This is a genomic window from Blastopirellula sp. J2-11 (genome assembly GCF_024584705.1).
Classification (GTDB): Bacteria; Planctomycetota; Planctomycetia; order Pirellulales; family Pirellulaceae; genus Blastopirellula.
Genome location: NZ_CP097384.1, coordinates 2,192,476 through 2,217,065, shown reverse-complemented (window position 1 = coordinate 2,217,065; position 24,590 = coordinate 2,192,476). Strand labels below are relative to the sequence as shown.

Genomic DNA, 24,590 nt, shown 5'->3' with positions numbered 1-24,590 from the left:
CCATTGCCATGCAGAGATGGCGATGGTTCGCAGTCGATCCAATAGAGAGCGCAAAGCCTACCCGATCGTCACATCAAACAGCGGCGCCAATTGCAGCCAGCCGGGAGCGTCGATCGTCAGCTTGCGGAGATCATCCGCCGTGGCGCCGAAGTCCGTCAGTTCGCAGCGGATGATCTTGGTTTCTGTGAGTCTCGCGCCATAGAAGCGGCTGCGGCGCATGCGGCTGTCGATCCATTCGACATTGTCAAACTGCACGAGATCGAACTCGGCGTCACTCAGTTCGCAATCTTCGAACCGGCAGTTTTTCAGCCGAGCTCCGCGCCAAGTGCAGAACGAGAGATTGCATTTGGTCAGCACGACGTTGCGCCAGATCGATTCGCTAAAGTCAACGCCGACCAGCTTGGCGCCGATCAGTTCGACTTGCTGAAAATCGCTGTTCGGCATCCGCGCGTTCGAAAAGTCACAGGTCGACGCTTTCACGTCACGCAGCGAGATTTCGGGCAACTTGGCCTGAGACCAGCTGATCTGATCGAGCCGCGACTCCGAAATCGTCAGCCGATCCAGCATCGCCGGCTCGCGTTCTCCCCGAATCCAGAGTCGGTCGTAGACCTGATCGTCTTGGATCGTAGCGAGAGAGCAGGGGACCAGTTGCTCTTCGTCCGGCAAATCGGGAGCGAGGAGTCCGTAGCCCGATATTTTTTTGCGCATCGACACCGCTACTCGTCTTCGTCGTTGGAGGAGAAAGTGCCGATCAGCTCTCCTTTGACGACGGTGAACGATAGATTCTTCTCGTCCAGGCTGACGGCCGGCAGCAGTTCTTCGTCGATTTTGTGCAGCAGCTTTTCGGCCGATTCGGCGAGTGAAGCGTCGAGTAAGATCAGCGAGCCGATCACGCTGCCGCTCGTCAAGAAGTGAAGATCGAACATGCCGACTTCGGCGCCGTCGGCTCCCAACAATACAAAACGCTCAGAGCTATCGGTACGCACCATGCGAACAAATTGAATATCCACGTTCTTCACCTAATCGTTGGTTTGCGTTTGTACGTTCGTTTTTTCTTTTTCGCAGGCTTGCTGAAATCGATGAGCGACATCAACGTTTTGCCCGATTTTTGATAACGGATTCCGGTTCCGGGAATCCCGGCCGACACATATTTTCGGCCGCTGGCGCTCATGCCGCCGCGGAAGCCGGGGATTCCAAACGAGAAACCGACGCCGCTCTTGCTGAAATTAATCCGCAACGGCCCCAGCGAGATTGATTTGCGATAGGACCAACCCACAACAGATCTCCGCGCGATGTGACGACGCCAAATGTTTTACCGTCGTTTCCGCTTCCCCGCCAGCATTACGCCGGCGCCAATTCCCAAACTCGACGCAAGAACTGCGAAAATTAGGATCCAGAGTGCGATCGAATTGACCTCCGCCGCCGAGGCGCCCTCCAAGGTGCGGGGGCGATTTACGATGAACAGGGGACTGATTTGCCGACGATTGGGATCGTCCGTCGACATGAACGGGGTTCGATAGGCCCAGTCCTTGTAAAAGATCCCATCCGCCGTCACTTGCAAATGCAAGTCGTCGCTCACACTGCCGCCGGCGGGCAGCTCACGCGAACAAAGCACAACCGGGTACGAGTCTCGAAACTCTTTGCGCGTCGACGTGTCGGCATGCGCCTGAGAAATAATCGGCGTCTCGAGCGGGACAAAGAGATTGATCTCGTAGTAATATTCGAGCCCGCGGCGGCGAGCCGTTTCTTCATCGACCACAATCTTGGTGATTCGCCGCACCGTACCAGAAACTCGCACCGCCGCGCCCCGATAGCTGCCGGGATCGGTCAACAGTTGCGGCAACGAGACTGGAGTCGCGACCTTGGCGAGTTGCTCGCGAGAAATCGACGAGATCGCCGCCATGCATTGATAGAACGACTCGTTTTCGAGCCCGTTGAACGCCGCGCGATCGCGAACGGTGTCGAACTGGCCGATATCGACTCCTTGCGCGGCCAGCAAGATCTGTCCTTGATTGACGCCTAGCGACGCGCTAACTTGGTCGGGGTGCCACGAAACGCGCTGGGTCACCGCCGCAATCGTCACCTCCGCCGCAGCGGCCGGCGTCGTTCGCTTCAGAAAGTAGGCGGCGGCGCTAATCGGCTCATTGATAGCGCCTGCCGGCTGGTCGACTAGCTGCTTGAAACGCTCCGGTATCGTGAGCGACAACAAGATCACCCGTTTGACGGCGCTCGTATCGCTGTCATCTGGAATCACTTCCAGCGAATAAAAATCTTCAAGCTCATACACGGCGCCCAATTCAGGCAGGATCGGGCGACTCTCGATCTTGACGACGCGTCCCACCAACAAAAAGCAATCGAGACGCGACTCTGCCGGCTGATCGACAAACGCGCCCCAATCTGGTCGAAGCTGCAGCCAGGCTTCGATCTGTTTCGGCTTGGGACGACGAATCCGCGACAGCAAACGAATCAACGGCTCTTGCTCCTCTTCATCGATCGGCTGGTCGTCGCTGAACATCTTGTAGTAGCTTTCGTCGAACCCGATTCCGGCCATAAATCCTTGCGGGGTCGACAAATCAAGCTCGCTCACTTCCGGTACGTCAGCGCGACTGCTCAGCGGCGACGCCAGCGCCGCGCTGATCAGCAAGAGGACGATTGTTCGAGCGGTGCTATTCATGTTCGGCTTTGTCACTTTCAGATTCGCCAGACTGTTGCTTTAGCTCGGCTGCGACGATGCGCAGTTGATCTCGCACCGAGACGCCGGAGTCCAATTCGCCGGCTTCGGCCCTGAATTTCTCAGCCTGACGCTCACGAATTTTTTGCTCCACCACCGAGTCCGCGTCGTTGCTCTTGCGGAAAATCAATGTCGCGATCACCAGAGCGGCGATGATCGACACGATGACGCCGAGAGCAAGTTGCCAGTTCGACAACGTCCGAGCCGGCGGGGGAGGGGACCACGCGATGCTTTTCGAAAGCAACAGCGGCGCCGTAAAAATGCCCCCTTTCGCCGGATAGATCCAACGCTTGAAGAAAACGCCGACAATCGTCGCGCGCTCGTTGACTTCAAGCCCCGTCGGAAACTTGTCGGGCAACTCCAACGAATAGATGACCGTCGGATTGGCGTCCGCCCCCGAGAAGAGCCAGATTTGCCAAAGGTGGTCGACTCCCATCTCTTCGACCGACGCATCGACCCGCACCACGCGCTTGATGACGCCGGAGATCGCGACCAGCTTGCCGCGATACTCGTCAGGCTGGCGAAACAACTGGGCGAACTGCACCGGTTCGGCTTGGGCCGGAGTTAACAACTCGCTGGGCGTCTTCCGCAACGCGAAGAAGATCTCGCGCCAAGGGGCGAACTCGGCCTGACGGAAGACCGTGTCGTCTCGAATGAGCGCGAGTTGCTCTTCCGCAACCGCCGACTTGCCGGGATCGAGTTTCCCGCCGTCACGATTCATCGTAAATGGAGTCGGCGGAACAACGCGAAACGCCCCATCGACCAGCTGATCTTCAACCGCCTTACGCGGAACGCGCGTGTCAATTTCCTCTACTTCTGCGGTCGTCGGCCGCTCTTCGCCGCCAAACAGCCGCCGCCAAGTTTCAGGCTGGGCCGCTTGATAAATCAACGCGCAAGTCAGCGTCAACGCTCCTGACAGCAAAAAGAGGCGAACCTGCTCGCGTCGAGCGAAATAATTGCGGGGAGGGCGTTTTTTCGAGGAATCCGAAGCGTTCATACTCTTTATCTTATCGTCCACCACGAAGGGGAGAGCGAGTTTGCTGTAAAATCAGCGGCGAAAAATAACCGTTATGTTATGATAATGGTTTCCATTTCGCGTCACTGGCCCGTCGGAGATTTCCGCGTTGCCCTTATCTTCTGAGCAGTTTGAGCGACTCATTCACGAGCATAGCCCGGCGCTCTATCGCGTCGCGTTTCGGATGCTCGGTGATCGCCATTTGGCCGAAGATGTGCTGCAAGAGGCTTTTCGCTCGGTCTGGACAGGGAGAGCGAAACTCGATCCCGAGCGAAGCGAACGTGCTTGGCTCGCTTCCATCTTGCGCCGCCGGATCATCGATCGCTGGCGGAAAAAAAGTGACGTGAAGTGCGTCGGAGACTCCGAAACGCTCGATCGAGCCTCGCTTGACGCCGATCCGTTTGGTGACGAACTGAGCGCCGAAATGCAGCTGGCCCTCGATCGTCTGCCGGTCGAATTGAAAGAAACCCTCCTGCTGGTCGTCGTTGGTGAGCTAACTCACCGTGAAGCGGCCGAAACGCTGGGAGTTCCGCTCGGAACGGTCTTATCACGCGTGAATCGAGCCCGAGGGCGTCTGCGGGAATATCTTTCGGCACGTCAACCGAAGTGACAGATAGCCTGACTTCCTGTTTGACGTGGAGCATTCCCCCCTAGTGGATACCCCAGATCCACAATTTGACGATTTGGACGACGTCCTTCGCCGTACGCCGACGCCGGCGGGGCTTGCTGCGCGACTTCAAGCCGCGTCGCAGGCTCCCTTGAGCGAAGCCGAAATCGACGTTGCGCTGCGCGATGTGACAATTCCTCCTGGCCTGCCAGAGCGAATTTTGCATGGTTCGCGCACCAAGCGCAGCTCCCGGGAAGATCGCACGCGAACCACTGGGTGGACTTCGAGACGCTCGCTTGTCCACGGCATGGCTTGGGGAACCGCCGCTTGCTTACTGCTGGCATTCTCACTGCTGCGCTGGCATTCCGTGGTATTTCCGACGGCGAAGCCGCCGCAACTGTACTCAGCAGTTGGTGACGTCTCGAGCGATTCGGCGGGGCTTTTGAGTTGGCTCGGTCCGGTCCCGGCCGACATTGAGAATCTTGAGCTACCGCAGAGTGAACCGTCCTCTTCGTCACCCGTCCCGTCCGAGACAGTCGCTTGGAACGCCGCGTTGCAGCCGCGGAAGGCGCCGCTGGATCCGCAATTGGCTCACTTGGCTTCTGACTTGCCTGCAGACTTGATGGCGGACGCGTTTTTAATGCGTTGGAAACCGCTGGGCGCTCGCCCGCTGATTGACGCTTTGCCGCGTGAGATTCGTCGCTCCCCTTCGACCGATCAACAAGCCGAGTACTTCTCGCTGGCTCCTGGCTTTGACCGCCAGTTCTTGCTTCGCGAAGAAGAACAGCCGTTTGTTTCGCTTCCCAATCCAAAATTGACCTCCATCACAGCGCCGCTTGTCACCGCAGGCAGCTGGCGCGAAGCTGCGAGTCAGCTGACCAACGAATCAGGCGTACCACAACCGATTCGCCTGGAAGAGCTGGCGGCGCTGGGGGCCGCGTTGTTTATTGAAACGGGTCGCCAGGAGATCGCGCTGCGTACAGCCGCTGGTCCTGCTGTCTTCGCCAATTCCAGCGTGCAGATGTTGCAAGTCGGCATGGTGGCCGGCAGCGCCGACATTGTCGATCGCCCGCCGACGCATTTGACCATCGCCATCGACTTGACGTCCAATATGCAGCGCAGCGGACGTTGGATCAGCGTTCGTCAGGCGTTGGGCAATTTGATTGATCGAATGTCTCCGTACGATACCGTCTCCCTCGTTTGCATTGATGAATTTAGCCACACGCTGGTCGAAGACGCGACTTCCGCCGATTCGATCGCCTGGCGAGAAACGTTGCGGCAATTGGAGCCGAACGACAGCGATTGCTTGGCGGAAGGAATTCGATTTTCTTCAGCCGTTGCGCTGCGCACCTCCTCGTTTGGCGATATTCGACGTCCCTTGATCGTCCTATCGGACCGCATCGATCGCTTGGGAGACGCGGACCGCCGCGAGTTGAAGCCGCTGATCGAAGACGCCAACTCAGAGCGAGTGGATTACCACTGGTTTACGATCAACGCGAACGATCCCTACGAGTCGGGCTCGAACTTCTGGCGCGAAAGTGGTTCGGTCTTTACCGGTGACCACGAGCGCTCCATCCTTCGCGCCTTGGAAAGCGTCGTCTACGGCAAGTCGACCCGCCTGGCCGAAGACATCCGCTTGACCGTCCATTGGAATCCGAAGAGCGTCGCATCGTATCGCTTGGTCGGTTGTCAAGTCGAAGCGGCCGCACTGGGCGCCGGCAAGGCTCCGTTGCAACTGCATGGCGACGAAGCGGCCGCGACATTGTTTGAGCTGGTCCTGACGCCGGATGGCCCCAACGAAGTTGCCCGGATCGAAGCGACTTGGCGCGACCCTGCGACCAGCCAAGTCAAAAAAGAGATCCAGGTAGTGAGCCGCTTACAATTTTCGCCGTCGTGGGAAGCGTCGCCCCTTTCGCTACAAGCTGCGCAACTGGCGGTTCAGGCAGGCGGGTTGATGCGTGAATCCTATTTTGTGCGTCAGCGCGGAGGCGATGCGGCGGAATTATCCTCGATGCTCGGTCGCGCCAATCGACAACTGGTCCGCCACCCCGAGTTTGCTTACCTGGAACAACTGGTAAGAGCGACAGAAAGACGACGAACAAACGGATTTTAGATGACAGATGCAGTTGAATGATCGACGGCAGACGTATAAGTTAAAAATAACCGCCAAACCAGCCCCTTTGCGGCACAGTTTGGGCCAAAAACAGATACTTTTCGCTTTTCACTGGTAAGTTAGACTAGCCTCGCGATCGAGTCGTTTCCTCCTCTTCGCTCGTTTCGCTTCGCATTTCGCGACCAGCAAGGATTCTATCAATGCCTCTGTGGGTTCAACGTTTCAGCTTGACGTTCGCGCTAGCGATGTTCTTTTCGGCTCCCCTCAGTGCCGATGAGCCGCGCGAAGCCTTTTTGGACGGACTGATCCAGCGGGGATATTTCGATCCGGCGATGTGGTACATCGAGCGGTTAGAACAATCGCCCACCACGCCTGCCGCGATGAAAGCGACGCTTCCCTATCGCAAAGCGACGGCCCAGTTGGAAGTTTCGCGTGCGCAGCGCAATCCCGCGACGCGCAAGGATCTGCTCGATCAGGCCGACGCCAACTATGCGGCGTTCGTGAAGGCGCAACCCAACCACGACAAGACGATCGACGCTCGGATGCAACGAGGCGCGATCATGCTGGAACGTGCGAAGCTGGAAGAATTGCTGGCCGATCGCGAAAAAGAAGAAGCGGCGAAAAAGCCGTTTTTGGCCGAAGCGAACAAGCAATATGATTCGGCCAGAAAGGTCTATCAAGACGCAATCAAGCAAATCCGAGACGCGCTCGCCGCGATTCCAAATACGTTGGATCCGAAAAACGACGCCGCCAAGATCGAACATCGCAACGAGCTGCGCAGCGCCTACGTGCGTGCTCACTTGCTAGCGGCGACTTCGTTGTACGAAAAAGCCAAGGTCACGTCGGACGCGAAAAAGAAGAAAGAGGTCCTGACGACCGCGGCGAAGGAATTTGACGAAGTCTTCGGCAAGTATCGCCAATTTCTCTCCGGCCTTTACGCGCGGCTCTATCAAGCCGAGTGCGAATTGGCGTTGGGCGATACCAAGAAAGCGGCGACGACCATTCAGAACGACCTGATGATCCTCGGCGATCAACCGGCCGACATTCGCCTGCTCAAGCTCAAGTCGGTCAAACTGCTGACCAAATGCTGGCTGCAAGATCCGCCAAAGTACGAACAAATCGTCAAAGTGACCGGCGAGTGGTACGACGCCCAGCAGTTGCGCATCAATGAAGATCGCGATCCGGAATGGATCGAACTGAAGCTGATGCTGGCCCAAGCCTATCAAGGGGTCGCGCCCAAGCTCGAAAATAAAGGGGAGAAAGCGGAAGCGCTGAAGCGCGCCGTCAAACTAGCCGTCGAAGCGGGCAAATACCCGAATCCATTCCAAAAAGACGCACTCGCACTGCGGACCGAACTGCAAGGCGCCGACGCCGCGTTGGCCGCCGATGACAAGCCGCCCGAGACCTTCCAGGAAGCGAGCGAAGCAGGCCGTGCTGCGATGCAAGAGATTCAGGCGCAAAACTTTGTCATCACCAAGCTGAAAGAGCAACTCGCCGCGGCGAAAAAACCGGCGGAAAAGGAAGACCTGAAAGGGCAGATCGAGACCGCCGAAACAGGCTTGGCCAAGTCGCGTGAAGCGGCCGGCCGCTTTTTCAAAATGGCCTTGGGCAAAGCGGACGTCGATGTGCCGAGCGATGAGCTGAACGTGATTCGCTACAACTTGGCGTTTCTCGATTTCCAGAAAAAGGACTATTACCGCACCATGGTGCAAGCGTCCTTTGTCGCCAAGCGTTATCCAACCAGCGCCAGCGCCAAAGCCTGCGCCAAATTAGCGCTGGCGTCGGCTCTGCTGATCTATCAAGACTCGTCGAGCGAGAAGAAAGATTTTGAAGTCGTTCAGGTTCAAAAGATCGTCAACTTCATCGCCGATCAGTGGGCCGGAGAACCGGAATCAAACGACGCTTTGGCGACGCTGGTCGGCTTTGAAGTCACGCAAGGACAAATTGACGCCGCCGAAAAAACGTTGGCCAAGATTCCCGCTGACGCCCCCGCTCGCTCTGAGGCCGAACTGAAGCTTGGACAAACCCTCTGGGCGAACTACCTGCGCGGCATGTACGCCCGACGTCAAGCGACCGCCGATGGAGACGCCAGCGCGGCGCCTTCCGAAGCGGAACTCAACACGCTCAAAGAGAAGTCGCAAAAGATCTTGGCCGACGGCGTATCGAAATTCGCCGGCAAATCGGCCGACTACAGCTATGTGATCGCCGCCTTGTCGCTGGCGCAAATTTACACCGACACCGGCGAGCCGGAAAAAGCGTTTCCGTTGCTTGAGAAAAAGGAGGTCGGCTTGCTGAAACTGGTCGAAGCGAACTCGGACGCGGTCTCGCGCCCCGGTTTGTCCGAATTGGTTTACAAAGCGGCCGTGCGTGCCTATATCTCGGCATTGCCGAATGTCAAAAGTCAGGCCGATACCGACGCGCTGATGGCCAAAGCGCAAGAGGCCATGTCGCAATTGAAGTCGCTCGTCGGCGATGACGCCGCGGGGCAGAAGCGTCTAGTAGCGGTTTACATCTCGCTCGCTCGTGATCTTCAAACGCAGCTCGAGAACGCCGAGCCGGCGCAGAAAAAGGCGCTCTCCAGCGGATTCGAGGCCTTCCTCAATCGCGTCGCCGAATCTTCCAGCGACCCGTTGGTCTTGAACTGGGTCGGCGAGACGTTCTATGGCCTGGGCGCCAGCATGAAAGATGACCCGTCCGCCGCGGCCGACGCCAACGCGTTCTTCACCAAAGCGATCGCCGTCTATCAGCGAGTCTTAAAAGAAGGCGCGTCGGCGAACCCGCAACTTTTGCTGCAAGTCAAAGTTCGCCTGGCCGCCGCGCGAGCCGGCTTGGGCGAGTTTGAACCGGCGTTGGAAACCTACGTCGACGTGCTTCGTGAAAATCCGATGATGGTCAACGTGCAAGTCGACGCGGCGAAAATGCTGTACGACTGGGGCATCGCCAAAGATGAAGCGCGCAAATTTGGGGAAGCGATCCAAGGCGCCGAGCCGAACGACAAAAAGCAAAACATCATTTGGGGTTGGGGGCGAATTCAATTCATCCTGACCAAGTACGCTGCGAAGGACGCCAACCAGCCGACCTATCGCGAAGTATTTTTCGAGGCCCGCTACAACATGGCGTTGGCTCGTTTCCAGTTCGCGACGCGACAAACGACCGACGACGCCAAGCAAAAGTTCACCGCGATGGCCGAGAAAGATATTCTCTCCACCGAGTTCGCCTATCCCGACATGGGAGGTGAAGTCTGGCGCCCACGGTTTGACGCTCTGCTCAAGAAGATCCAAAGCGCTTTGAGAAAACCGGCTGTCGGCCTCAAAAAGTCAGAAGCCGCCGAGTCCTAAGATATCCTCGTCACCTATTCCCACCCATTACGAGCCGAATTCCAGCTCAAAAATATCTGGAGCGACAAGATGCGAATTACCCGTCGATTCCTTGCTCTCACGCTAATCGCAGCGTTGACGAGCGCCGCCGCCGCCGATCAGATTCGTACCGAATCGGGCGGACAATCCGGCTCGATTGTCAGCAGCACCAAAGATGCGCTGATCATGAACAAGTCAGGCTCGCCGGTCGAAATCCCGGTCGAAGACATCGTGACCGTTTCGTTCGACGACGAATCGTTCCCGCTGAAACAAGCGCGTCAAGAAGCGGCCAACGGCCAATTGCAAGACGCGCTCGATCGCCTAGCCAAGTTAGAGCCGTCCGGCCCTGATCTGGTGAAACAAGAGAGCGAGTATCTGAAGGCCTATTGCACCGCCCGCTTGGCGCTCGCAGGCTCGGCCGACCAGAAAGTAGCGACCGAACTGTTGTTCAAGTTCGCGCAGAGCGCCCCCAACAGCTGGCACTTTTATGAAGCGGCCGAACTGCTCGGCGATCTGGCGGTCGCCCAACAGCAGTACGACCGTGCGACCCAGTACTACGGCAGCATCGCCAACGCCAAGTCGGCCGACTATCGGGCACGCGCTCGCGTATTGGCCGCTCGTGCGTTAATCGCCCAAGGCAAGTTCGCCGAAGCGAGCAAGATGTATGACGAAGTTCTCGCGTTGCAGGCTCCTTCGTCCGGCGTCGCACGCCAGAAAGATTTCGCCACCGTCGGCAAAGCGATCTGTCTGGCCGAGCTAGGCAAGCCGGCCGACGGCGTGAAAATGATCGAGCCGGTCCTTGAGCGGGCCAACCCCAAAGATATCGACCTCTTTTCGGCAGCCTACAACGCACTCGGCCGCTGCCATCAGAAAGCGGGTCAGCCCAAAGACGCACTCTTGGCTTACCTGCACACCGACATTTTGTTCTACGGCAATCCCGAGATGCACGCGGAAGCGCTCTACTACATGAGCAAGCTTTGGAAAGAGGTCAACGATCCCGATAAAGGAGTGGCCGCTTACGATCTGCTCCGTTCGCGCTACGCCGGCAGTCGCTGGGCCAACATGAACTAGGTCGGGAATAATTCTCCACCTCCCGCACGAAAACAACGTATCCACCCTCATTGGGCCCTGATTGTCGATCAGGCTCCAGTGATTAGACTGAGAATTTCCCCTTCGGGGCTTTTCAAGACAATGAACGACACTCATCCCCAGTCCCCACTTTCGGCTGGCCGATTTCTTTTCGCCCACACATCCCACACAATCGATCTAACTCGAACGGAGCGTCCGATGGTCGCAGGGTCGTCCCTTATTTCTCGCTGGCTATTTCCTGTGATTGCGGCGCTGGCCGCCGTCTGCGTGACGGCCGGTCCGATGCAGTCCACGTCATGGGCCCAAGACGAAGCAGCGGAACCCGCCGCCGCCGAGCCGGCTGCAGCAGCGCCTGCTGCGGATGGTGCGGCGGCCACCGATGATACCGCCGAAGCCCCGAAGAAGCTGGACGCGCTGACGTGGACCATGACCGCGCTCAGCTACTACTTCTTCATCTTCCTGTTGATCTCGGTGATCTTCGTCGCGTTATTTGTGATGAACCTGCTGAACGCACGCCGCGACAACGTCGTTCCGTTGCACCTGGTCGAAAGCTTTGAAGCCTGTCTCGAAGAGAACAAGGTGCAAGACGCCTACGACTTGGCCAAAGAGGACGACACGTTCCTGGGCAAAGTGCTGTCGGCCGGTCTTGAGAAAGTCTCGCTGGGCTACGACAAGGCGCTCGAAGCGATGCAAGAAGTGGGCGAAGAAGAAAACATGAAACTCGATCATCGCCTCAGCTATTTGGCGCTGATCGGTTCGCTCAGCCCGATGATCGGCCTGTTCGGCACGGTCGACGGGATGATTCGCGCGTTTAGCGTGATCGCGCTCGGCGGTTCGACCCCGAATCCGGCCGAGTTGGCCAATGGTATTTCGACCGCTTTGATGACAACGCTGGTCGGTCTGGCGATCGCGATTCCGGCGATTGCTTCGTACAGCATTCTTCGCAATCGTGTTGATCGTCTGGCCCTTGAGGTCGGTATCACCAGCGAAGGCCTGATGAGCCGCTTCCAAACGGTTGGTCGCAAGTAAGCCCTGCTGAAACCGATACCCTTGAAAGCGGAGATATTTCATGCGAATCAAAAAGTCACGTCGTGAGTTGGCCGAAGGGGATATGACCCCGATGATCGACATGACGTTTCAGTTGATCGCCTTTTTTATGGTGCTGATCAACTTCAGCCAGGCGGAACAAGACGACAAGGTGAGACTGCCCGACAGCGAACTGGCTCGACCGCCAGATGCGCCGCTGGTGGACGCACTGACATTGCATGTTCGTGAAAGCGGCGTCGTGGTGATTTCCAATGACGTCCATGACATGGAACAACTGCGGAAGCGGATGATCCTGGAAAAACAATATGCGGACGACCCCAAAAAGGTCACGATCATCATCCGCGGCGACTACCGAGTTGCGACCGGCAAAGTGCAGGAGGTAATCCGGCTTTGCCAAGACGTCGGCTTTGAACTATTCGCCCTAAGAGCCAAAGAACGGCTGAACCGTTAGGAAGTCGCACGCCCATGAAGTTACGAAATTCGGCCCGCCATGAAGGGGGCAACAAAATCGAATTGCAGATGACGCCGATGATCGACATCGTGTTTCAGCTGCTCGTCTTCTTCGTCATGACGTTCAAAGTCGCGGCGATGGAAGGAGACTTCGATATCAAGATGCCGGCCGCGGCGCAAGGTTCGCCCAGCTTTGACAACTTGCCGCTCAAGCTCACGCTGCGAGCCACGCCGACCGGCAAACTAGACGAAGTCCGTCTCGGCGAACGGACCTTCAGCGGCTTGTCTTATCAAGACAAGTTCAAAAAGCTGCAGGACCAAATCGTCGCGCAAATCGGCACCGACACCGGTCCCGGCTCGGCGCGAGAAACCGCCGAGATCGAAATCGACGCCGACTATAACTTGCAGTATGAGTTTGTCATCGAAGCGATGACCGCCGTCACCGGCCGCGTCGACAAAGAGGGGAACATCCAACGCTTGATCGAAAAGGTCAAGTTTTCGCCCTCTTCCGGCGGCGGCTAAGGCGAAGCCAGGTTTCTTGCCTAGAGCGCTTTTCAGCAAGCTGAACAAAGAGTCCCCTGTCGTCTAGCTTCTCCCCCAAAATCAGCCGCACGGCGTTAGCCGCGGTTTCTGACAGGAACTCTTTGTCGACGGAAAATTGGAGACAAAAACCGCGGCTAACGCCGTGCGGCTGATGTCGATACGTGCCGAGCACCGTCTTCACTTTCAATCGTGGGAAAATCAAAATGGAGCATCTAGCAGGAAACCGCTCTAGCCGAATGAATTCTCGACCGATCATCGCCACCATCTTGGGTGGCGATGGCGCCCTGGCATGGCGAAGATTGTCTCTTGACGAAGCGCACGCAACTGGGGTCCATTGCAGACGGAAAATCCCCCCGTATCAAGCTCGTGCAGCGGTCGAAAATGGTGCGTGATGGGGACATGGAATGCTGGGACAACGGGACGCTCCTAACGCATGTTTGTCCTGTCCAAACATCCAACCCAAACTAGACCTTTGATGTGGAATTTCGGGAGGAAGACATTGATCGCCGACTTGCCCCACCCCCAAACAGGTAGCTCTCAGAGAAAAACGATCCGGTCCTGTCCCACCTTTCGGGCGGAAAAACAAAACGATCCGGTCCTGTCCCATCTTTCGAGCGGAAAAACAAAGCGATCCGGTCCTGTCCCACCTTTCAGACGGAAAAACAAAGCGATCCAGTCCTGTCCCAACTTGCGGACGGAAAAACAAAGCGATCCGGTCCGGTCCCATCTTTCGGGCGGAAAAACAAAACGATCCGGTCCTGTCCCACCTTTCGGGCGGAAAAACAAAACGATCCGGTCCTGTCCAACCTTTCGGACGGAAAGACAAAGCGATCCGGTCCCAACCGTGGTCGATTTCTTCTGTGGTCAACCGCTTAAGCCCGGGGATGATACTGAGCATGCACCTTTTTCAGCCGTGACTGATCGACGTGCGTGTAGATTTGCGTCGTCGCGATGCTCGCATGTCCCATCATCTCTTGCACATGCCGCAGATCGGCGCCGCCAGCCAGCAAGTGGGTCGCAAAACTATGCCGCAGCGAGTGAGGACTGACGTCAGGATCGATCCCGGCCCTCGCGGCGTACTTTTTCACTAACTCCCAAATCGCGATGCGTGATAATCGCTTTCCACTACGCGACAAAAAGAGAAACGCCGCGTCGCGAAGATTTTTTTTCGTCAATCGAGGGCGTTCCTCGTCGAGATACGTTCGAACGACGCGCGCCGCTTTTTGAGCCAGCGGTGCGATCCGTTGTTTGGATCCCTTGCCTTCGCACTTCACATAACCTTCGTCTAAATGAACGTCATCCAATCGCAAGCTGCTGACTTCCGAGGCGCGGCAACCGGTTGCGTACAACACTTCCAACAGCGCCCGATCGCGACGCCAATAAGGATCTTCGCTCCAAGGCGCGGTCAGCAGATCATCAATCTTGTGCGGGGCGATGACCGACGGAATGCGGCGCCAGATTTTTTGGCTGCCAAGCAATTCGACCAGGTTGTCTTGCAAGATTCCTTCGAGTTGGAGATAGCGGAAGAAGATCTTGAGCGACACGACCGCACGGGCAATGGAAGCAGGGGCCAACTCTTGCTTGTAAAGCCAGGCGACATAGTCCGAGAGTTCCCCCACCCGCAGCGTGCGAATCTCGCGCGATCCGAGCCATTTTTCAAAGCGGACCAAATCACGCCGGTAGGCGGCCACCGTATTGGCGGCCAAATGGCACTCGCTCTGCAGATAGTCGGCAAAGGCCGCCGACATGCGAGCCGCGACGTTGCCGCGCAGTTGCGGCTGGGGGCGAACTAATTTTCGTCGTAATCTGGCCATGCCTGCCGATTTTCTCGCGGTATGTTGGAGTGCGTCATTATCCAATATCGGCGGCAAACAGGGCTAGATTGAAACTACCCCGATTTCGTCGGTCTTAAAAACGTAACTTCAAGCTACGGTTATCCTTACCGGTCGTATTGATCCTAATGGCGATTTCGTCCAAAATTTGGGCGCAACGGATCGCACGGTCGAAAATGGAAGCCCGTTAAAAGGGAAGGCCCCCATCATGAATGTCCTGGTTTCTGGCGGCGCCGGCTATGTCGGCTCGCACACTGCCCGCCTCTTGAGTCGGCAAGGACATGACGTCTGGATTTACGACAATCTCTCGCAAGGGCATCGCGGCGCGGTCCCGGCCGATCGACTGATTGTGGGCGATCTGCATGAAGGGGAACGTCTGACCGGTCTGATGCGCGAGCTGAAGATCGACGCGGTGATGCACTTCGCCGCCAGCGCTTTGGTGGGAGAATCGGTCACCGATCCGGCCAAATACTATCGCAACAATATTGTCGCGACTCTCTCGCTGCTAGACGCAATGCGAGCAGCCGATGTGCGGCGCATCGTCTTCTCCAGCACCTGCGCCACCTATGGCGAACCGGATCAGATGCCGATTACGGAATCGACCACGCAGTCGCCGGTCAATCCATATGGCTTCACCAAGCTGTGCATCGAACATGCGCTGGCCGATTACAGTCACGCCTATGGTTTTGGCTATGCGGCGCTGCGGTACTTCAACGCATCCGGCGCTTCGCCCGATGGCGACATCGGAGAAGACCACGATCCCGAATCGCACCTGATTCCGATCGTGCTGCAAGTCGCATTGGGACAGCGCGAAGCGATTTCGATCTTTGGCGATGATTACCCAACGCCCGATGGCACCTGCGTGCGCGACTATATTCATGTGGACGACTTGGCCACGGCCCACTTAACCGCGATGCAACAATTAGAGCCCGGCGTGGCGCTCCGCTTGAACCTGGGAACCGGCGAAGGAGTCAGCGTTCGCCAGGTGATTCAGGCCTGTCGTGACGTCACCGGCCGAGAGATCCCAGAGAAAATCGCTCCGCGTCGCCCCGGCGATCCTCCCGAACTGGTCGCCGACGCATCACAGGCGGCGAAGCAACTGGGCTGGCGCGCCAAATACCTGGACATTCGAGAAACCGTGAAAACCGCTTGGAACTGGCACGTTGCTCATCCCAACGGTTACGACGACTAGCGAAAACTATCGCTTTCCATTATGCAGCAGATCGTTTTCGAAAAACCGTACAAGTTTATTCCTCCTCATCGCGGCGCTTGGTGGCCGTCGCTGATCCAGCGGTTTGACCTCTACGGTCTCTACCTTCGCAAGGTGGAAGGAGTGGAGAGCTACGAGCTGAGAAATCAGCACCTGCTCGGCGAGTCGATCGACGCCGGTCACGGCGTGATGATGGCCCCCAACCATTGCCGCACCTCCGATCCGTTGACGCTCGGTTATCTAGCCAAAGATGTTGGTTTTCATCTCTACGCGATGGCGAGTTGGCACTTGTTCAACCAAGGCTGGTTCACCGCATTGGCGATTCGCTTGATGGGAGGCTTCAGCATTTATCGCGAAGGAATCGACCGCCAAGCGATCAATACCGCGATTGACGCTTTGGCGACCGCCGAACGCCCGCTGCTGCTGTTTCCCGAAGGTTCGACCACGCGGACCAACGATCGGGTGCATGCGTTATTAGACGGCGTTTCGTTTATCGCTCGCGCGGCGGCCAAAAAACGAGCCAAAGCATGCGGCGGCAAAGTGGTGATCCATCCGATCGGCATCAAGTATTTGTTCCGCGGCGATCTGAGTCGCGCCGTCGATCCGGTGCTGACCGAGATCGAACATCGCCTGACCTGGCGACCGCAAACGCACCTACCGCTGTTTGATCGGATCGCCAAAGTCGGCAGCGCGCTGCTGGCGTTGAAAGAGATTGATCACTTCCAGCAAATTCGTACCGGCAGCACGCGCCAGCGACTCGATGATTTGATCAATCGCCTGCTCGGGCCATTGGAAGAAGAATGGCTTGGCCACTGCGAAATAACCGCCGTCGTTCCACGCGTCAAAGCGCTGCGCATGAAGATCATGCCGGCGATGGTGAAAGAAAAATTGCCGACCGAGGAACGCAATCGCCGCTGGGATCAGTTGGCCGACATCTATCTCGCGCAACAACTCTCTTGCTATTTGCCCGACTATCTGGCCGACTATCCTTCCGTCGATCGCATGCTGGAGACGGTCGAACGGTATGAGGAAGACCTGACCGACAAGGTCCGCGTCCATGGCAAACTGCACGCCGTGATTGACGTCGATCCGGCGATCGAAGTTTCGCCCGAACGCGATCGCACGGCAAGCGTCGATCCCCTGATGGAAACGTTGCGCGATCGCCTGGCGGCGAAACTCGCGAAACTGTCTCTCGAATCGCCGCTCTATAGCGCCTAGCGGTTGAATCGGCACACTCCTTGAGCGCCACGACTCAGGATTTCATTGGACTTTCCCCTTCGTTTTTGAAGAGGCTTCAAACCTTGAAGGGGGTTCAGCATCCGCTAAAATGGAGGGCATGAATGACGAAGTTTTCTCCATATCCAACACGCTCGGCGACCTGCTCCATGGTGAACGTGGGGACATCTTCGTTCAATTGGTCTCGCGCGAAGAAGCGGTGACTCGCAGCGGGCGTCTTTATATTCGTGTTGAATTTCGAGACGATCGCCGCCGCGCAACGGTGATGCTTTGGGAAGATTCGCCCTGGCTCGAAACTTGTCGTCTCGATTGGAAGATCGGCGAGCACTTTAAAATTCGTGCGATCTATACCGAATCAGCGCATGGTCGTCAGCTCCGACTACAAAAGATTCGTCCCGTAACGGACGACGACGTTGCACAAGGCTTTGATCCGGTTCGATGCCAACCCCGTTCGGTGGAGGAGCCCGCCGATCTGTTTGAAACCGCGTTGGCGATTTGTCGCCATGAAATCAAAAGCGAAGCGATCCGTGAGCTGGTGACCGCGATCTATACGCAAAATCGCGAACCGCTGCTCATCGCTCCGGCCGGCATGGTCCATCATCATCGCTACCAAGGAGGACTGCTGGAGCACTCGATCAGCGTCGCCCAAACTGTCTTAGAATTGATCCTGCAATATCGACACCAATATCCAATACTGCGTGACCCGCTTACTTGCGATCTGGCGATCGCAGGCGCCCTGACGCATGACCTGGGAAAACTACGCGAGATCGATCTCGCCAGCGGAGGCGTTTCGCCCACGCCGGATGGTCAGATCCTGGGGCATGTTCTGCTGGGACGCGATCTGGTTCGAGATGCATGCCAAACGTTGGGGATCGCTCTTGAGCATATTCGCCGCTTGGAATTGATCTTCCTGACGCATCAGGACTACTACGCGGATGGCGACTACCGCCGCCCCATTTCGATCGAAGCGCTGTTGGTCCAACAGGCCGATCGAATTGATTCGGAGCTACATCGGTTTGCCGCAGCATTGGAGTCGCCGATCGGCGGGTCGATTATACCTGCCGATAACCCATTACGTCGGGCCATCTTACGGAGCGAAGCGGCGCACGATTGAGAGAGTCTCCCCTTGTCCTGACCCTCTTGATCGGCACAACCGGACGACGAAAACCTAGATCCTGGGCCCCTCGGAAACTTCCGACATTTTACTAACGTAGGCTTCCCATGAGGGTGGTCCGACAAGTCGTCGATCGCATCAGCTACGAATTCATGGGGCTGTAGCGTGTTGTTTCTATTTTTTAGTGGGATGATGCTCGCCAATCTGCTAGTCGGATTTGGGCTTGCGTTTTACCTGCGCCAACTTGCGGAGGAAAATCGGGCCATCATGGCTCTCGATTCCCATCAAGAGGACTCGGAGGTTGACGCGAATCGCGAACTCTCGTGCGAGTCCGCGAATGCGTCCCCCGAAGCCACGGTTCGTGCTCGCGCGATTGCTTCGATCGACGCGATTCCGCCTGAATATATTGGCATGCTGCAAGGAGAGTCGATTGTCGCCAATAGTCTGGTCGAAGCGTCGGCCGAAGTGCTGCGATTGGAAGTCGGTCGATATCGCGATGCGCTGATTGAAATCGACAATCAGTTGCGCGCCATGGACGACTCGCCCGATCCAGGACTCATGGAAGTGTTGACGGTCGAACTGGAAGATCTCAATCGCGAATGGCTGAACAAGCAGGCCGAAGCGGCGAATACGCTCGATAGCAACGGCGATTCGTTGGGCGAGTATTCCGATATCGGCAGCTTGCTGGGCACGGTGCTGATGGAACAAGCGGCCCAGATCGAAACCACGATTAGTAATATCGAACACTTAGATCTTTCGATCGATCCAGCAGATGGACGACGTCGCTTGATGCAAGAGATCATCCGCCTGATTGATCTCGCACACGACCTTCGTGACAAGATGCAAGAGACGCTGCTGACGGTCTTGCGAGCCGAGCGACGCCTGGCCGAAGTCGACCGCAAAATGCAGTTCGATGGCCTCACGAAACTACACAATCGCAACGGTCTGGAAGTCGTCTTTTACGAATGGTGGCGAGCCGACATCCGACGCGAGCGAATCGTCAGCGTCGCGTTGCTCGACATCGACAACCTCCGCAAAATCAACGAGCGTTTTGGCGCCGAAGCCGGCGACCGGCTGCTGGCCGAATTCGGGAGATTGCTGGGCGAACTCATTCGCAAGGATCGCGGTTTTGACATCGTTTGCCGCGCCACGGGGCAGCAGTTCATCATCTTCTTTGGCGATACCGGCCCCCGCAATGCGACCAGCAGCGTCGAGCGTATTCGTCAAACGCTGGAATCGACCATCTTCAACCTGGATGGCGAGGAAGTCGCAATGATGGTGAGCGTCGGCGTCGCCGAGGTGGGCGCCGATGACACAACGACCAAAGTGATCAAGCGTTTGGAAAAAGCGACGCGCGTCGCAAAGAAGAATGGACGCAACTGCACCGTGATCGACGAAGGCAACGGCCCAACTCCAATCACGGCGCCAGAATACAAAGTCGTCGGTCGCACGGTCAACGTCGAAGAACGCTAATCCGCTTTACGCCGAGCAATCAATACGCGCGGCAGTTTCGCTAGATCCTTTTCGACGGTCGGCGCCTCGAACTGCCCACTAGCAGTCACAATCGCTGTGGCCGCGTCGGCCACAACCGGGCCGAATTCGATCAGCAACCATCCGCCCGGCTTCAGGTGCGACGGCGCTTGACGGACTAATTCTCGAATCGCATCTAACCCATCTTCGCCGCTGAAAAGCGCGACATGCGGCTCGTATTGCAGCACATCCTTGGGAAGCGTCGGCTTCTCGATCAAGCCGATGTAGGGAGGATTGCTGACGATCAAATCGAAAACGGCGCTATCGGGAAGCGACGCCAACAGATCGCTTTCGACAAACTTGATTTGCTCCGCTACGCCGTGCTCTTCGGCGTTCTGTCGAGCGACTTGCAGCGCCGCGGCGCTGATATCGATCGCCGTGATCTGGAACTTGGGCAAGTCTTTCGCCAGCGTGATGGCGATACAGCCGCTGCCGGCGCCAACGTCGCAAACCTGCGCCGCTGCGGACTTCGCCGTCTCACGCAAGCGATCGAGTGCGGCGATGACCAGATGCTCCGTTTCCGGTCGCGGGATCAATACGTCCGGCGTGACGCGAAAGTCGCGCGAGTAAAATTCTTTCCGGCCAAGGAGATAGGCGACCGGCGTTCCGGCGGCGCGCTGTTTGACCAATTGGCGGAACTTTCCGCGCGGCGCTTCGGCGACGACTTCGTCAAACCGAGTGTAGAGTTCAATTCGCTTGCAGCCGAGCGACTGGGCCAACAGAAGCTCGGCGTCCAGCCGCGGTGAGTCGGCCTGTTGTTGCTGCAGATAGTCGGAGGTCCACTTCAAGAGGCGCCCTACCGTCCATGGCTCTTCCGCCGACATAGCATCTCCTGCGGCTGCGCCTCTGCGGCGTCATTGGATCGATTATTCTTCGAGGTCGCCCATGTCGCCGCGCAACTGCTGGCGATCGTAGTCGACCAAACCATCGATCACCGGCTGAATTGCGCCGGCGATGATTTGATCCAGCTTGTAGAGCGTCAGATTGATACGGTGATCGGTAACGCGATTTTCGGGGAAGTTGTAGGTCCGAATGCGTTGGCTGCGATCGCCCGATCCGACCAGCGATTTGCGATGATCGCTGCGTTGCTTCTCTTCTTCGGCACGCTTGACTTCGTACAGCTTGGTTTTGAGCAAGCGGAGCGCTTTGGCCAGATTTTTGTGCTGACTTCGTTCTTCGCAGCACTGCACGATCACGCCGTCTTTATGAATCAAACGGACGGCCGACGCCGTCTTGTTCACGTGTTGGCCGCCGGGACCGCTGGAAGCCGCATAACGTTCGACTTCATAGTCTTCCGGGCTCAGTTCAAACTCGACGTCTTCCGGTTCCGGCATTACCGCGACGGTCGCGGCCGAAGTATGAACTCGGCCCTTGGCCTCGGTTTCGGGAACGCGTTGCACGCGATGACCGCCGCTTTCGTACTGCAGTTCGCGATAGACGCCTTCGCCTTCGACGCTGATGATGACTTCCTTGAAGCCGCCCAACTCGGTCGGGTTGGCTTCCATCACCTCGTACTTCCACTTTTTGGTTTCGGCGTAGCGCTTGTACATTTCGTACAGATCGCGAGCGAACAAAGCCGCTTCGTCGCCGCCGGCGCCGCCGCGAATTTCTAAAACGATCCGCGTACGGTTGGCGTCCTCGCCGCCGATCGTCATATCGAGCAGCTCTTGCCACAGCTTTTCGCGACGCGCTTTCAGCGATTCGATGTCGGCTTCCGCCAACTCGCGCATCTCTTCATCGTCGCTTTCCAGCAGCTCTTTCGCTTCGCCCATCTCATCGATCGTATTTTTGAAAGTACGATACTTGGTCGCCAGCTTGGCCAGAGAGCCATGCTCGCGCGCAATCGTCGCCATCTGATGCGAATTTCCCATGACATCGGGATCGCTCATCTGCTTTTCGAGAAACTCGAAGCGGGACAGCTTTTCCTCCAACATCTCACGCATGGGAGAACCCTCTGATCACAATGGCGAATAAGAAAAATAGAAGTCAGTCAACGAAGAACGCGAGCCTTCCGTGGACAGAAAGCTCGCGCTGGGCGGAGATCGTTGATGCCGTCGCTACTTCTTTTTCTTCTTCGGCTTCTCGAGGCTCGCGTAACCGCTCTTGGCGATCTTGTTCTTGAACTTCTCGATGCGACCGCCTGAGTCGACGAATTTCAACTTGCCTGTGTAGAACGGGTGGCAAGCGCTGCAAACGTCGACGACGATTTCTTTGCGCGTGCTGCGGGTGGTGAAGCTGTTACCACAACCGCATTTCACGGCCGCTTCCTCGTAGCGGGGGTGAATCTTTTCTTTCATGACGACATCTTCCTGAGTGGTTGGTCGCGAGACGGCACTACCCGGCCTCGTTCACGTTCGATCGATAATCCATCAATCATATCGGTCTGCATGCAAGGGAACAAGGGGAAGGCCTGCTTCGGCAATTACGCAGAATCGGTCGTAGAACTGGCAACTGCGGCCAATTGCCGCTGTAAATGCCGATCCGCGACCCAAGTATCCATGAATAGCTGACTTACGTGATAGGCGATCAGCGGCAGAATCGCCAGCGGCTGCGTGGGATAGAATGAATTGGCCAGCCATAAACCGACCATCAAAGTCTTCTGACTCCCCGAAATCCCGACCGCAATTTGATCGGCAGGCCGCATGCCCAGCCACTTGGCCGATCCATAGCCGGCGACCAGCGCCGTCGCATGCACGCCGACAACAACTCCCAGCGTCAACGCCAGCATTTCCAGGGGAGGCGTCTGTTCGTGCAAGGTTCGCAGACTAATCCCGGCGCTGACGCAGCCGAGAAAGACCATCGCCAGAATGCCGAACTGGGCGGCGATGCTCATCGACGCTCGATTGGCGGTCGCCCAGCGGCCGATGGGACGTGGAATGCGGCACAATTGGCCCACCATCATCGGTGCGACGACCAGAAGCAACAGCTTGCCGACCATTGCCCCCAAATCGAGAGAAACCGAGTCCCCGGTCGTCAGCTTTAACCACATCGGCGTCACGGCGAAGCAGAGCAAATTGGTCACGATCGTCACCACCAACGCGGCGACGTCGTTTCCGCCTGCTTTTCGGGTCCAAACCGCCGCCGAGGCGAGCGTGCAAGGGATCGCGGCGGCGATGTTGACGCCGATTCGCAGATCGCCGGTTACTAGTAGCGAAGCTCCCCAGGCCAACAGCGGCAACAGCCCATAGTTCATCAGCGTCCCCAACGCCGCGGGACCAGGGCGTTTTACCGAATTGTGCAAATCGCCAAATTCGAGCGGAAACGCCATCAAAAACAGAACGGTGACGACGATCGCATTCTTCAGAAACGGGATCTTGGTCACCGGTTCCAGCGTCGGCGAAAATCCAAAGCCAACACCGATTACGGCCGCTAACAGCAGTAGAAACCAATAGCGTCCGATGAAACGAATCACGAATGGGGAGTCCAGCACAAGACGATGCAAAAGGGAATGCAATTTAGACTTAGCCAGCAGTCTAACTTTACTTTCGTACACGATAACCACCCCACCACAAGATTCGACCATTTCGAGCATTTCGAGCATTGCGTTTTACGCCATTGGGGGTAGAATAACGAAGGCATGCAAAAAGGAGTTCTTCAATGTCGACCTTGATTCCCAAGAATTTTGAGACCGTTACCCCCAGCGACGCCGACGCCGTACTGGCGATGGAATCAAGCCGCCTACTGGCGGCGCATGAGCTTGGCACAAGCTCAAGCATCCATCTTCAGTTACTCGATGGCGATCTCGTGGAAACGATGACCGTGCCCACTTCGGCATTGCGGCTTTTCGTCCGTCTTCTGACCGAAATGTCTCAGGGCAACTCCGTCACCCTGATCCCAACCCACTCTGAACTAACAACACAGCAAGCTGCCGACCTCCTGAACGTATCGCGGCCATACGTGGTCAAACTGCTCGATGAAGGGAAAATTCCGTCCCGTACTGTCGGAAAATATCGCCGCGTGCGATTCGACGACTTGATGGCGTACAAGCAGAAGGACGACAAGGCTCGGACAAAGGTGCTCGATCAACTATCCGCTGACGCCCAAGACCTTGGAATGGGATACTGATGGAGCACCCCGCGATTGCTGTCTATGACGCCAACATCCTCTATCCAGCCCCGCTACGCGATCTATTCATTCGGCTGGCGCAGGCTGGACTCGTCAGGGCTAAATGGACCGAAGCAATCCATAATGAGTGGATGCGCAACGTCATAAAAAACAAGCCCGAGTTGTCACCTACGCGATTGGCGAGAACGAAAACGCTGATGAATGATGCTGTTCGAGATTGTCTCGTCAGCGACTATGAATCTCTCATCCGTTCGTTGTCCTTGCCAGACCCAGACGACCGGCATGTGCTGGCGGCAGCGATTCAAGCTCGCGCCAGCGTCATCGTTACGTACAATCTCAAGGACTTTCCCCCGAATGCTCTCGCTCAACACGGCGTTGAGGCCTTCCATCCCGATGATTTTCTGATTGAGTTGTTTGAGACAACATCTGTTTCAGTCGTCCACACGGTGAAGCAACAGCGGGAGAGCCTGCGTAATCCTCCCAAAACGGTCGAGGAATTACTGTCTATCTTTGAAAATCAAGGACTGAAGCAATTCGTCGCGCGGCTTCATCCGCTCTCTCAACTGCTCTGAAGAAAACGCCAGAAACATCACCACTGGCCCAACAACAAGCAATCTATCTTCAAGCTACGTCAACAGTTAGAATTGACCCA

Annotated in this window: 23 protein-coding genes; 13 read left to right on the top strand and 10 right to left on the bottom strand. The window is 56.9% G+C overall.

The annotated features are described in order from the left end of the window. Positions 1 to 57: 57 nt before the first annotated feature. From M4951_RS09060 to M4951_RS09040, 5 genes are read right to left on the bottom strand one after another with little or no spacing between them, the layout of a single operon-like run. Positions 58 to 708 (bottom strand): pentapeptide repeat-containing protein, encoded by a 651-nt coding sequence (locus M4951_RS09060; protein WP_262026160.1) that lies wholly within the window; start codon positions 706 to 708, stop codon positions 58 to 60. 8 nt (positions 709 to 716) lie between these two features. Continuing rightward, positions 717 to 1,010 carry a hypothetical protein gene (locus M4951_RS09055; protein WP_262026159.1) on the bottom strand — a complete coding sequence of 98 codons (294 nt, stop codon included), beginning with the start codon at positions 1,008 to 1,010 and terminating at the stop codon, positions 717 to 719. 5 nt (positions 1,011 to 1,015) lie between these two features. Continuing rightward, positions 1,016 to 1,276 carry a DUF4236 domain-containing protein gene (locus M4951_RS09050; RefSeq protein WP_262026158.1) on the bottom strand — a complete coding sequence of 87 codons (261 nt, stop codon included), beginning with the start codon at positions 1,274 to 1,276 and terminating at the stop codon, positions 1,016 to 1,018. A gap of 36 nt (positions 1,277 to 1,312) precedes the next feature. Then, complete coding sequence (locus M4951_RS09045) at positions 1,313 to 2,674, bottom strand: hypothetical protein (protein WP_262026157.1); 1,362 nt, start codon at positions 2,672 to 2,674, stop codon at positions 1,313 to 1,315. Next, positions 2,667 to 3,728 carry a hypothetical protein gene (locus M4951_RS09040; RefSeq protein WP_262026156.1) on the bottom strand — a complete coding sequence of 354 codons (1,062 nt, stop codon included), beginning with the start codon at positions 3,726 to 3,728 and terminating at the stop codon, positions 2,667 to 2,669. Before M4951_RS09040 ends, M4951_RS09045 begins: the two co-directional genes overlap by 8 nt. 127 nt (positions 3,729 to 3,855) lie before the next feature. Between M4951_RS09040 and M4951_RS09035 the strand changes: the two genes are divergently transcribed. The 7 genes from M4951_RS09035 to M4951_RS09005 all read left to right on the top strand — a co-directional run bounded on the left by M4951_RS09035 (position 3,856) and on the right by M4951_RS09005 (position 12,930). Continuing rightward, positions 3,856 to 4,356 carry an RNA polymerase sigma factor gene (locus M4951_RS09035; protein WP_262026155.1) on the top strand — a complete coding sequence of 167 codons (501 nt, stop codon included), beginning with the start codon at positions 3,856 to 3,858 and terminating at the stop codon, positions 4,354 to 4,356. A gap of 43 nt (positions 4,357 to 4,399) precedes the next feature. Then, positions 4,400 to 6,466 carry a hypothetical protein gene (locus M4951_RS09030; RefSeq protein ID WP_262026154.1) on the top strand — a complete coding sequence of 689 codons (2,067 nt, stop codon included), beginning with the start codon at positions 4,400 to 4,402 and terminating at the stop codon, positions 6,464 to 6,466. Between the two features lie 200 nt (positions 6,467 to 6,666). Then, positions 6,667 to 9,804 (top strand): hypothetical protein, encoded by a 3,138-nt coding sequence (locus M4951_RS09025; RefSeq protein ID WP_262026153.1) that lies wholly within the window; start codon positions 6,667 to 6,669, stop codon positions 9,802 to 9,804. A 69-nt stretch (positions 9,805 to 9,873) separates the two neighbouring features. Then, positions 9,874 to 10,893 (top strand): tetratricopeptide repeat protein, encoded by a 1,020-nt coding sequence (locus M4951_RS09020; protein WP_262026152.1) that lies wholly within the window; start codon positions 9,874 to 9,876, stop codon positions 10,891 to 10,893. A gap of 216 nt (positions 10,894 to 11,109) precedes the next feature. Then, complete coding sequence (locus M4951_RS09015; RefSeq protein ID WP_262026151.1) at positions 11,110 to 11,940, top strand: MotA/TolQ/ExbB proton channel family protein; 831 nt, start codon at positions 11,110 to 11,112, stop codon at positions 11,938 to 11,940. A gap of 40 nt (positions 11,941 to 11,980) precedes the next feature. After that, a complete protein-coding gene (locus M4951_RS09010; RefSeq protein WP_262026150.1) occupies positions 11,981 to 12,409 on the top strand; it encodes an ExbD/TolR family protein in 429 nt (142 codons plus the stop codon). A 14-nt stretch (positions 12,410 to 12,423) separates the two neighbouring features. Then, entirely contained in the window at positions 12,424 to 12,930 is a 507-nt protein-coding gene (locus M4951_RS09005; protein ID WP_262026149.1) for an ExbD/TolR family protein, read from the top strand. 893 nt (positions 12,931 to 13,823) lie between these two features. Here the strand turns inward: M4951_RS09005 and xerD are convergent. Next, on the bottom strand, positions 13,824 to 14,765 hold the full coding sequence (gene xerD / locus M4951_RS09000) for a site-specific tyrosine recombinase XerD (RefSeq protein WP_262026148.1): 942 nt from the start codon (positions 14,763 to 14,765) through the stop codon (positions 13,824 to 13,826). A gap of 226 nt (positions 14,766 to 14,991) precedes the next feature. On the opposite strand from xerD, the gene galE reads away from it, so the two are divergent. The 4 genes from galE to M4951_RS08980 all read left to right on the top strand — a co-directional run bounded on the left by galE (position 14,992) and on the right by M4951_RS08980 (position 19,816). Further along, complete coding sequence (gene galE, locus M4951_RS08995) at positions 14,992 to 15,975, top strand: UDP-glucose 4-epimerase GalE (protein WP_262026147.1); 984 nt, start codon at positions 14,992 to 14,994, stop codon at positions 15,973 to 15,975. A gap of 21 nt (positions 15,976 to 15,996) precedes the next feature. Further along, a complete protein-coding gene (locus M4951_RS08990; RefSeq protein ID WP_262026146.1) occupies positions 15,997 to 17,211 on the top strand; it encodes a 1-acyl-sn-glycerol-3-phosphate acyltransferase in 1,215 nt (404 codons plus the stop codon). Between the two features lie 118 nt (positions 17,212 to 17,329). Then, positions 17,330 to 18,343, top strand: a complete 1,014-nt coding sequence (locus M4951_RS08985; RefSeq protein ID WP_262026145.1) for an HD domain-containing protein — start codon at positions 17,330 to 17,332, stop codon at positions 18,341 to 18,343. Positions 18,344 to 18,610: 267 nt separating this feature from the next. Next, entirely contained in the window at positions 18,611 to 19,816 is a 1,206-nt protein-coding gene (locus tag M4951_RS08980; RefSeq protein ID WP_262026144.1) for a GGDEF domain-containing protein, read from the top strand. Here M4951_RS08980 and prmC read toward each other — a convergent pair. The 4 genes from prmC to M4951_RS08960 form a co-directional block, all read right to left on the bottom strand. Continuing rightward, positions 19,813 to 20,697 carry a peptide chain release factor N(5)-glutamine methyltransferase gene (gene prmC / locus M4951_RS08975; protein ID WP_262026143.1) on the bottom strand — a complete coding sequence of 295 codons (885 nt, stop codon included), beginning with the start codon at positions 20,695 to 20,697 and terminating at the stop codon, positions 19,813 to 19,815. The two genes, M4951_RS08980 and prmC, sit on opposite strands and share 4 nt — an antisense overlap. A gap of 42 nt (positions 20,698 to 20,739) precedes the next feature. Beyond that, positions 20,740 to 21,816, bottom strand: a complete 1,077-nt coding sequence (prfA, locus tag M4951_RS08970; RefSeq protein ID WP_262026142.1) for a peptide chain release factor 1 — start codon at positions 21,814 to 21,816, stop codon at positions 20,740 to 20,742. A gap of 114 nt (positions 21,817 to 21,930) precedes the next feature. Beyond that, entirely contained in the window at positions 21,931 to 22,170 is a 240-nt protein-coding gene (rpmE, locus tag M4951_RS08965) for a 50S ribosomal protein L31 (protein ID WP_002652272.1), read from the bottom strand. A 125-nt stretch (positions 22,171 to 22,295) separates the two neighbouring features. Further along, positions 22,296 to 23,285 carry a bile acid:sodium symporter family protein gene (locus M4951_RS08960; RefSeq protein WP_262026141.1) on the bottom strand — a complete coding sequence of 330 codons (990 nt, stop codon included), beginning with the start codon at positions 23,283 to 23,285 and terminating at the stop codon, positions 22,296 to 22,298. Between the two features lie 185 nt (positions 23,286 to 23,470). On the opposite strand from M4951_RS08960, the gene M4951_RS08955 reads away from it, so the two are divergent. Then, the gene (locus M4951_RS08955; protein WP_262026140.1) at positions 23,471 to 23,938 is read left to right on the top strand and encodes a helix-turn-helix domain-containing protein; all 468 of its coding nucleotides are present in this window, start codon (positions 23,471 to 23,473) and stop codon (positions 23,936 to 23,938) included. Then, positions 23,938 to 24,510, top strand: a complete 573-nt coding sequence (locus M4951_RS08950) for a PIN domain-containing protein (protein ID WP_262026139.1) — start codon at positions 23,938 to 23,940, stop codon at positions 24,508 to 24,510. The genes M4951_RS08955 and M4951_RS08950 overlap by 1 nt, the downstream gene beginning before the upstream one ends. Positions 24,511 to 24,590: the final 80 nt, after the last annotated feature.

Excerpts from the sequence above, each read along its gene's own strand:
- galE (WP_262026147.1), top strand. The coding sequence starts at position 14,992 with ATGAATGTCCTGGTTTCTGGCGGCGCCGGCTATGTCGGCTCGCACACT.
- xerD (WP_262026148.1), bottom strand. The coding sequence starts at position 14,765 with ATGGCCAGATTACGACGAAAATTAGTTCGCCCCCAGCCGCAACTGCGC.
- M4951_RS09005 (WP_262026149.1), top strand. The coding sequence starts at position 12,424 with ATGAAGTTACGAAATTCGGCCCGCCATGAAGGGGGCAACAAAATCGAA.
- M4951_RS09060 (WP_262026160.1), bottom strand. The coding sequence starts at position 708 with ATGCGCAAAAAAATATCGGGCTACGGACTCCTCGCTCCCGATTTGCCG.
- M4951_RS09045 (WP_262026157.1), bottom strand. The coding sequence starts at position 2,674 with ATGAATAGCACCGCTCGAACAATCGTCCTCTTGCTGATCAGCGCGGCG.
- M4951_RS09015 (WP_262026151.1), top strand. The coding sequence starts at position 11,110 with ATGGTCGCAGGGTCGTCCCTTATTTCTCGCTGGCTATTTCCTGTGATT.
- M4951_RS09040 (WP_262026156.1), bottom strand. The coding sequence starts at position 3,728 with ATGAACGCTTCGGATTCCTCGAAAAAACGCCCTCCCCGCAATTATTTC.
- M4951_RS09010 (WP_262026150.1), top strand. The coding sequence starts at position 11,981 with ATGCGAATCAAAAAGTCACGTCGTGAGTTGGCCGAAGGGGATATGACC.
- M4951_RS08985 (WP_262026145.1), top strand. The coding sequence starts at position 17,330 with ATGAATGACGAAGTTTTCTCCATATCCAACACGCTCGGCGACCTGCTC.
- M4951_RS09025 (WP_262026153.1), top strand. The coding sequence starts at position 6,667 with ATGCCTCTGTGGGTTCAACGTTTCAGCTTGACGTTCGCGCTAGCGATG.
- M4951_RS08980 (WP_262026144.1), top strand. The coding sequence starts at position 18,611 with ATGGCTCTCGATTCCCATCAAGAGGACTCGGAGGTTGACGCGAATCGC.
- M4951_RS09020 (WP_262026152.1), top strand. The coding sequence starts at position 9,874 with ATGCGAATTACCCGTCGATTCCTTGCTCTCACGCTAATCGCAGCGTTG.
- M4951_RS08955 (WP_262026140.1), top strand. The coding sequence starts at position 23,471 with ATGTCGACCTTGATTCCCAAGAATTTTGAGACCGTTACCCCCAGCGAC.
- M4951_RS08950 (WP_262026139.1), top strand. The coding sequence starts at position 23,938 with ATGGAGCACCCCGCGATTGCTGTCTATGACGCCAACATCCTCTATCCA.
- rpmE (WP_002652272.1), bottom strand. The coding sequence starts at position 22,170 with ATGAAAGAAAAGATTCACCCCCGCTACGAGGAAGCGGCCGTGAAATGC.
- prmC (WP_262026143.1), bottom strand. The coding sequence starts at position 20,697 with ATGTCGGCGGAAGAGCCATGGACGGTAGGGCGCCTCTTGAAGTGGACC.
- M4951_RS08990 (WP_262026146.1), top strand. The coding sequence starts at position 15,997 with ATGCAGCAGATCGTTTTCGAAAAACCGTACAAGTTTATTCCTCCTCAT.
- prfA (WP_262026142.1), bottom strand. The coding sequence starts at position 21,816 with ATGCGTGAGATGTTGGAGGAAAAGCTGTCCCGCTTCGAGTTTCTCGAA.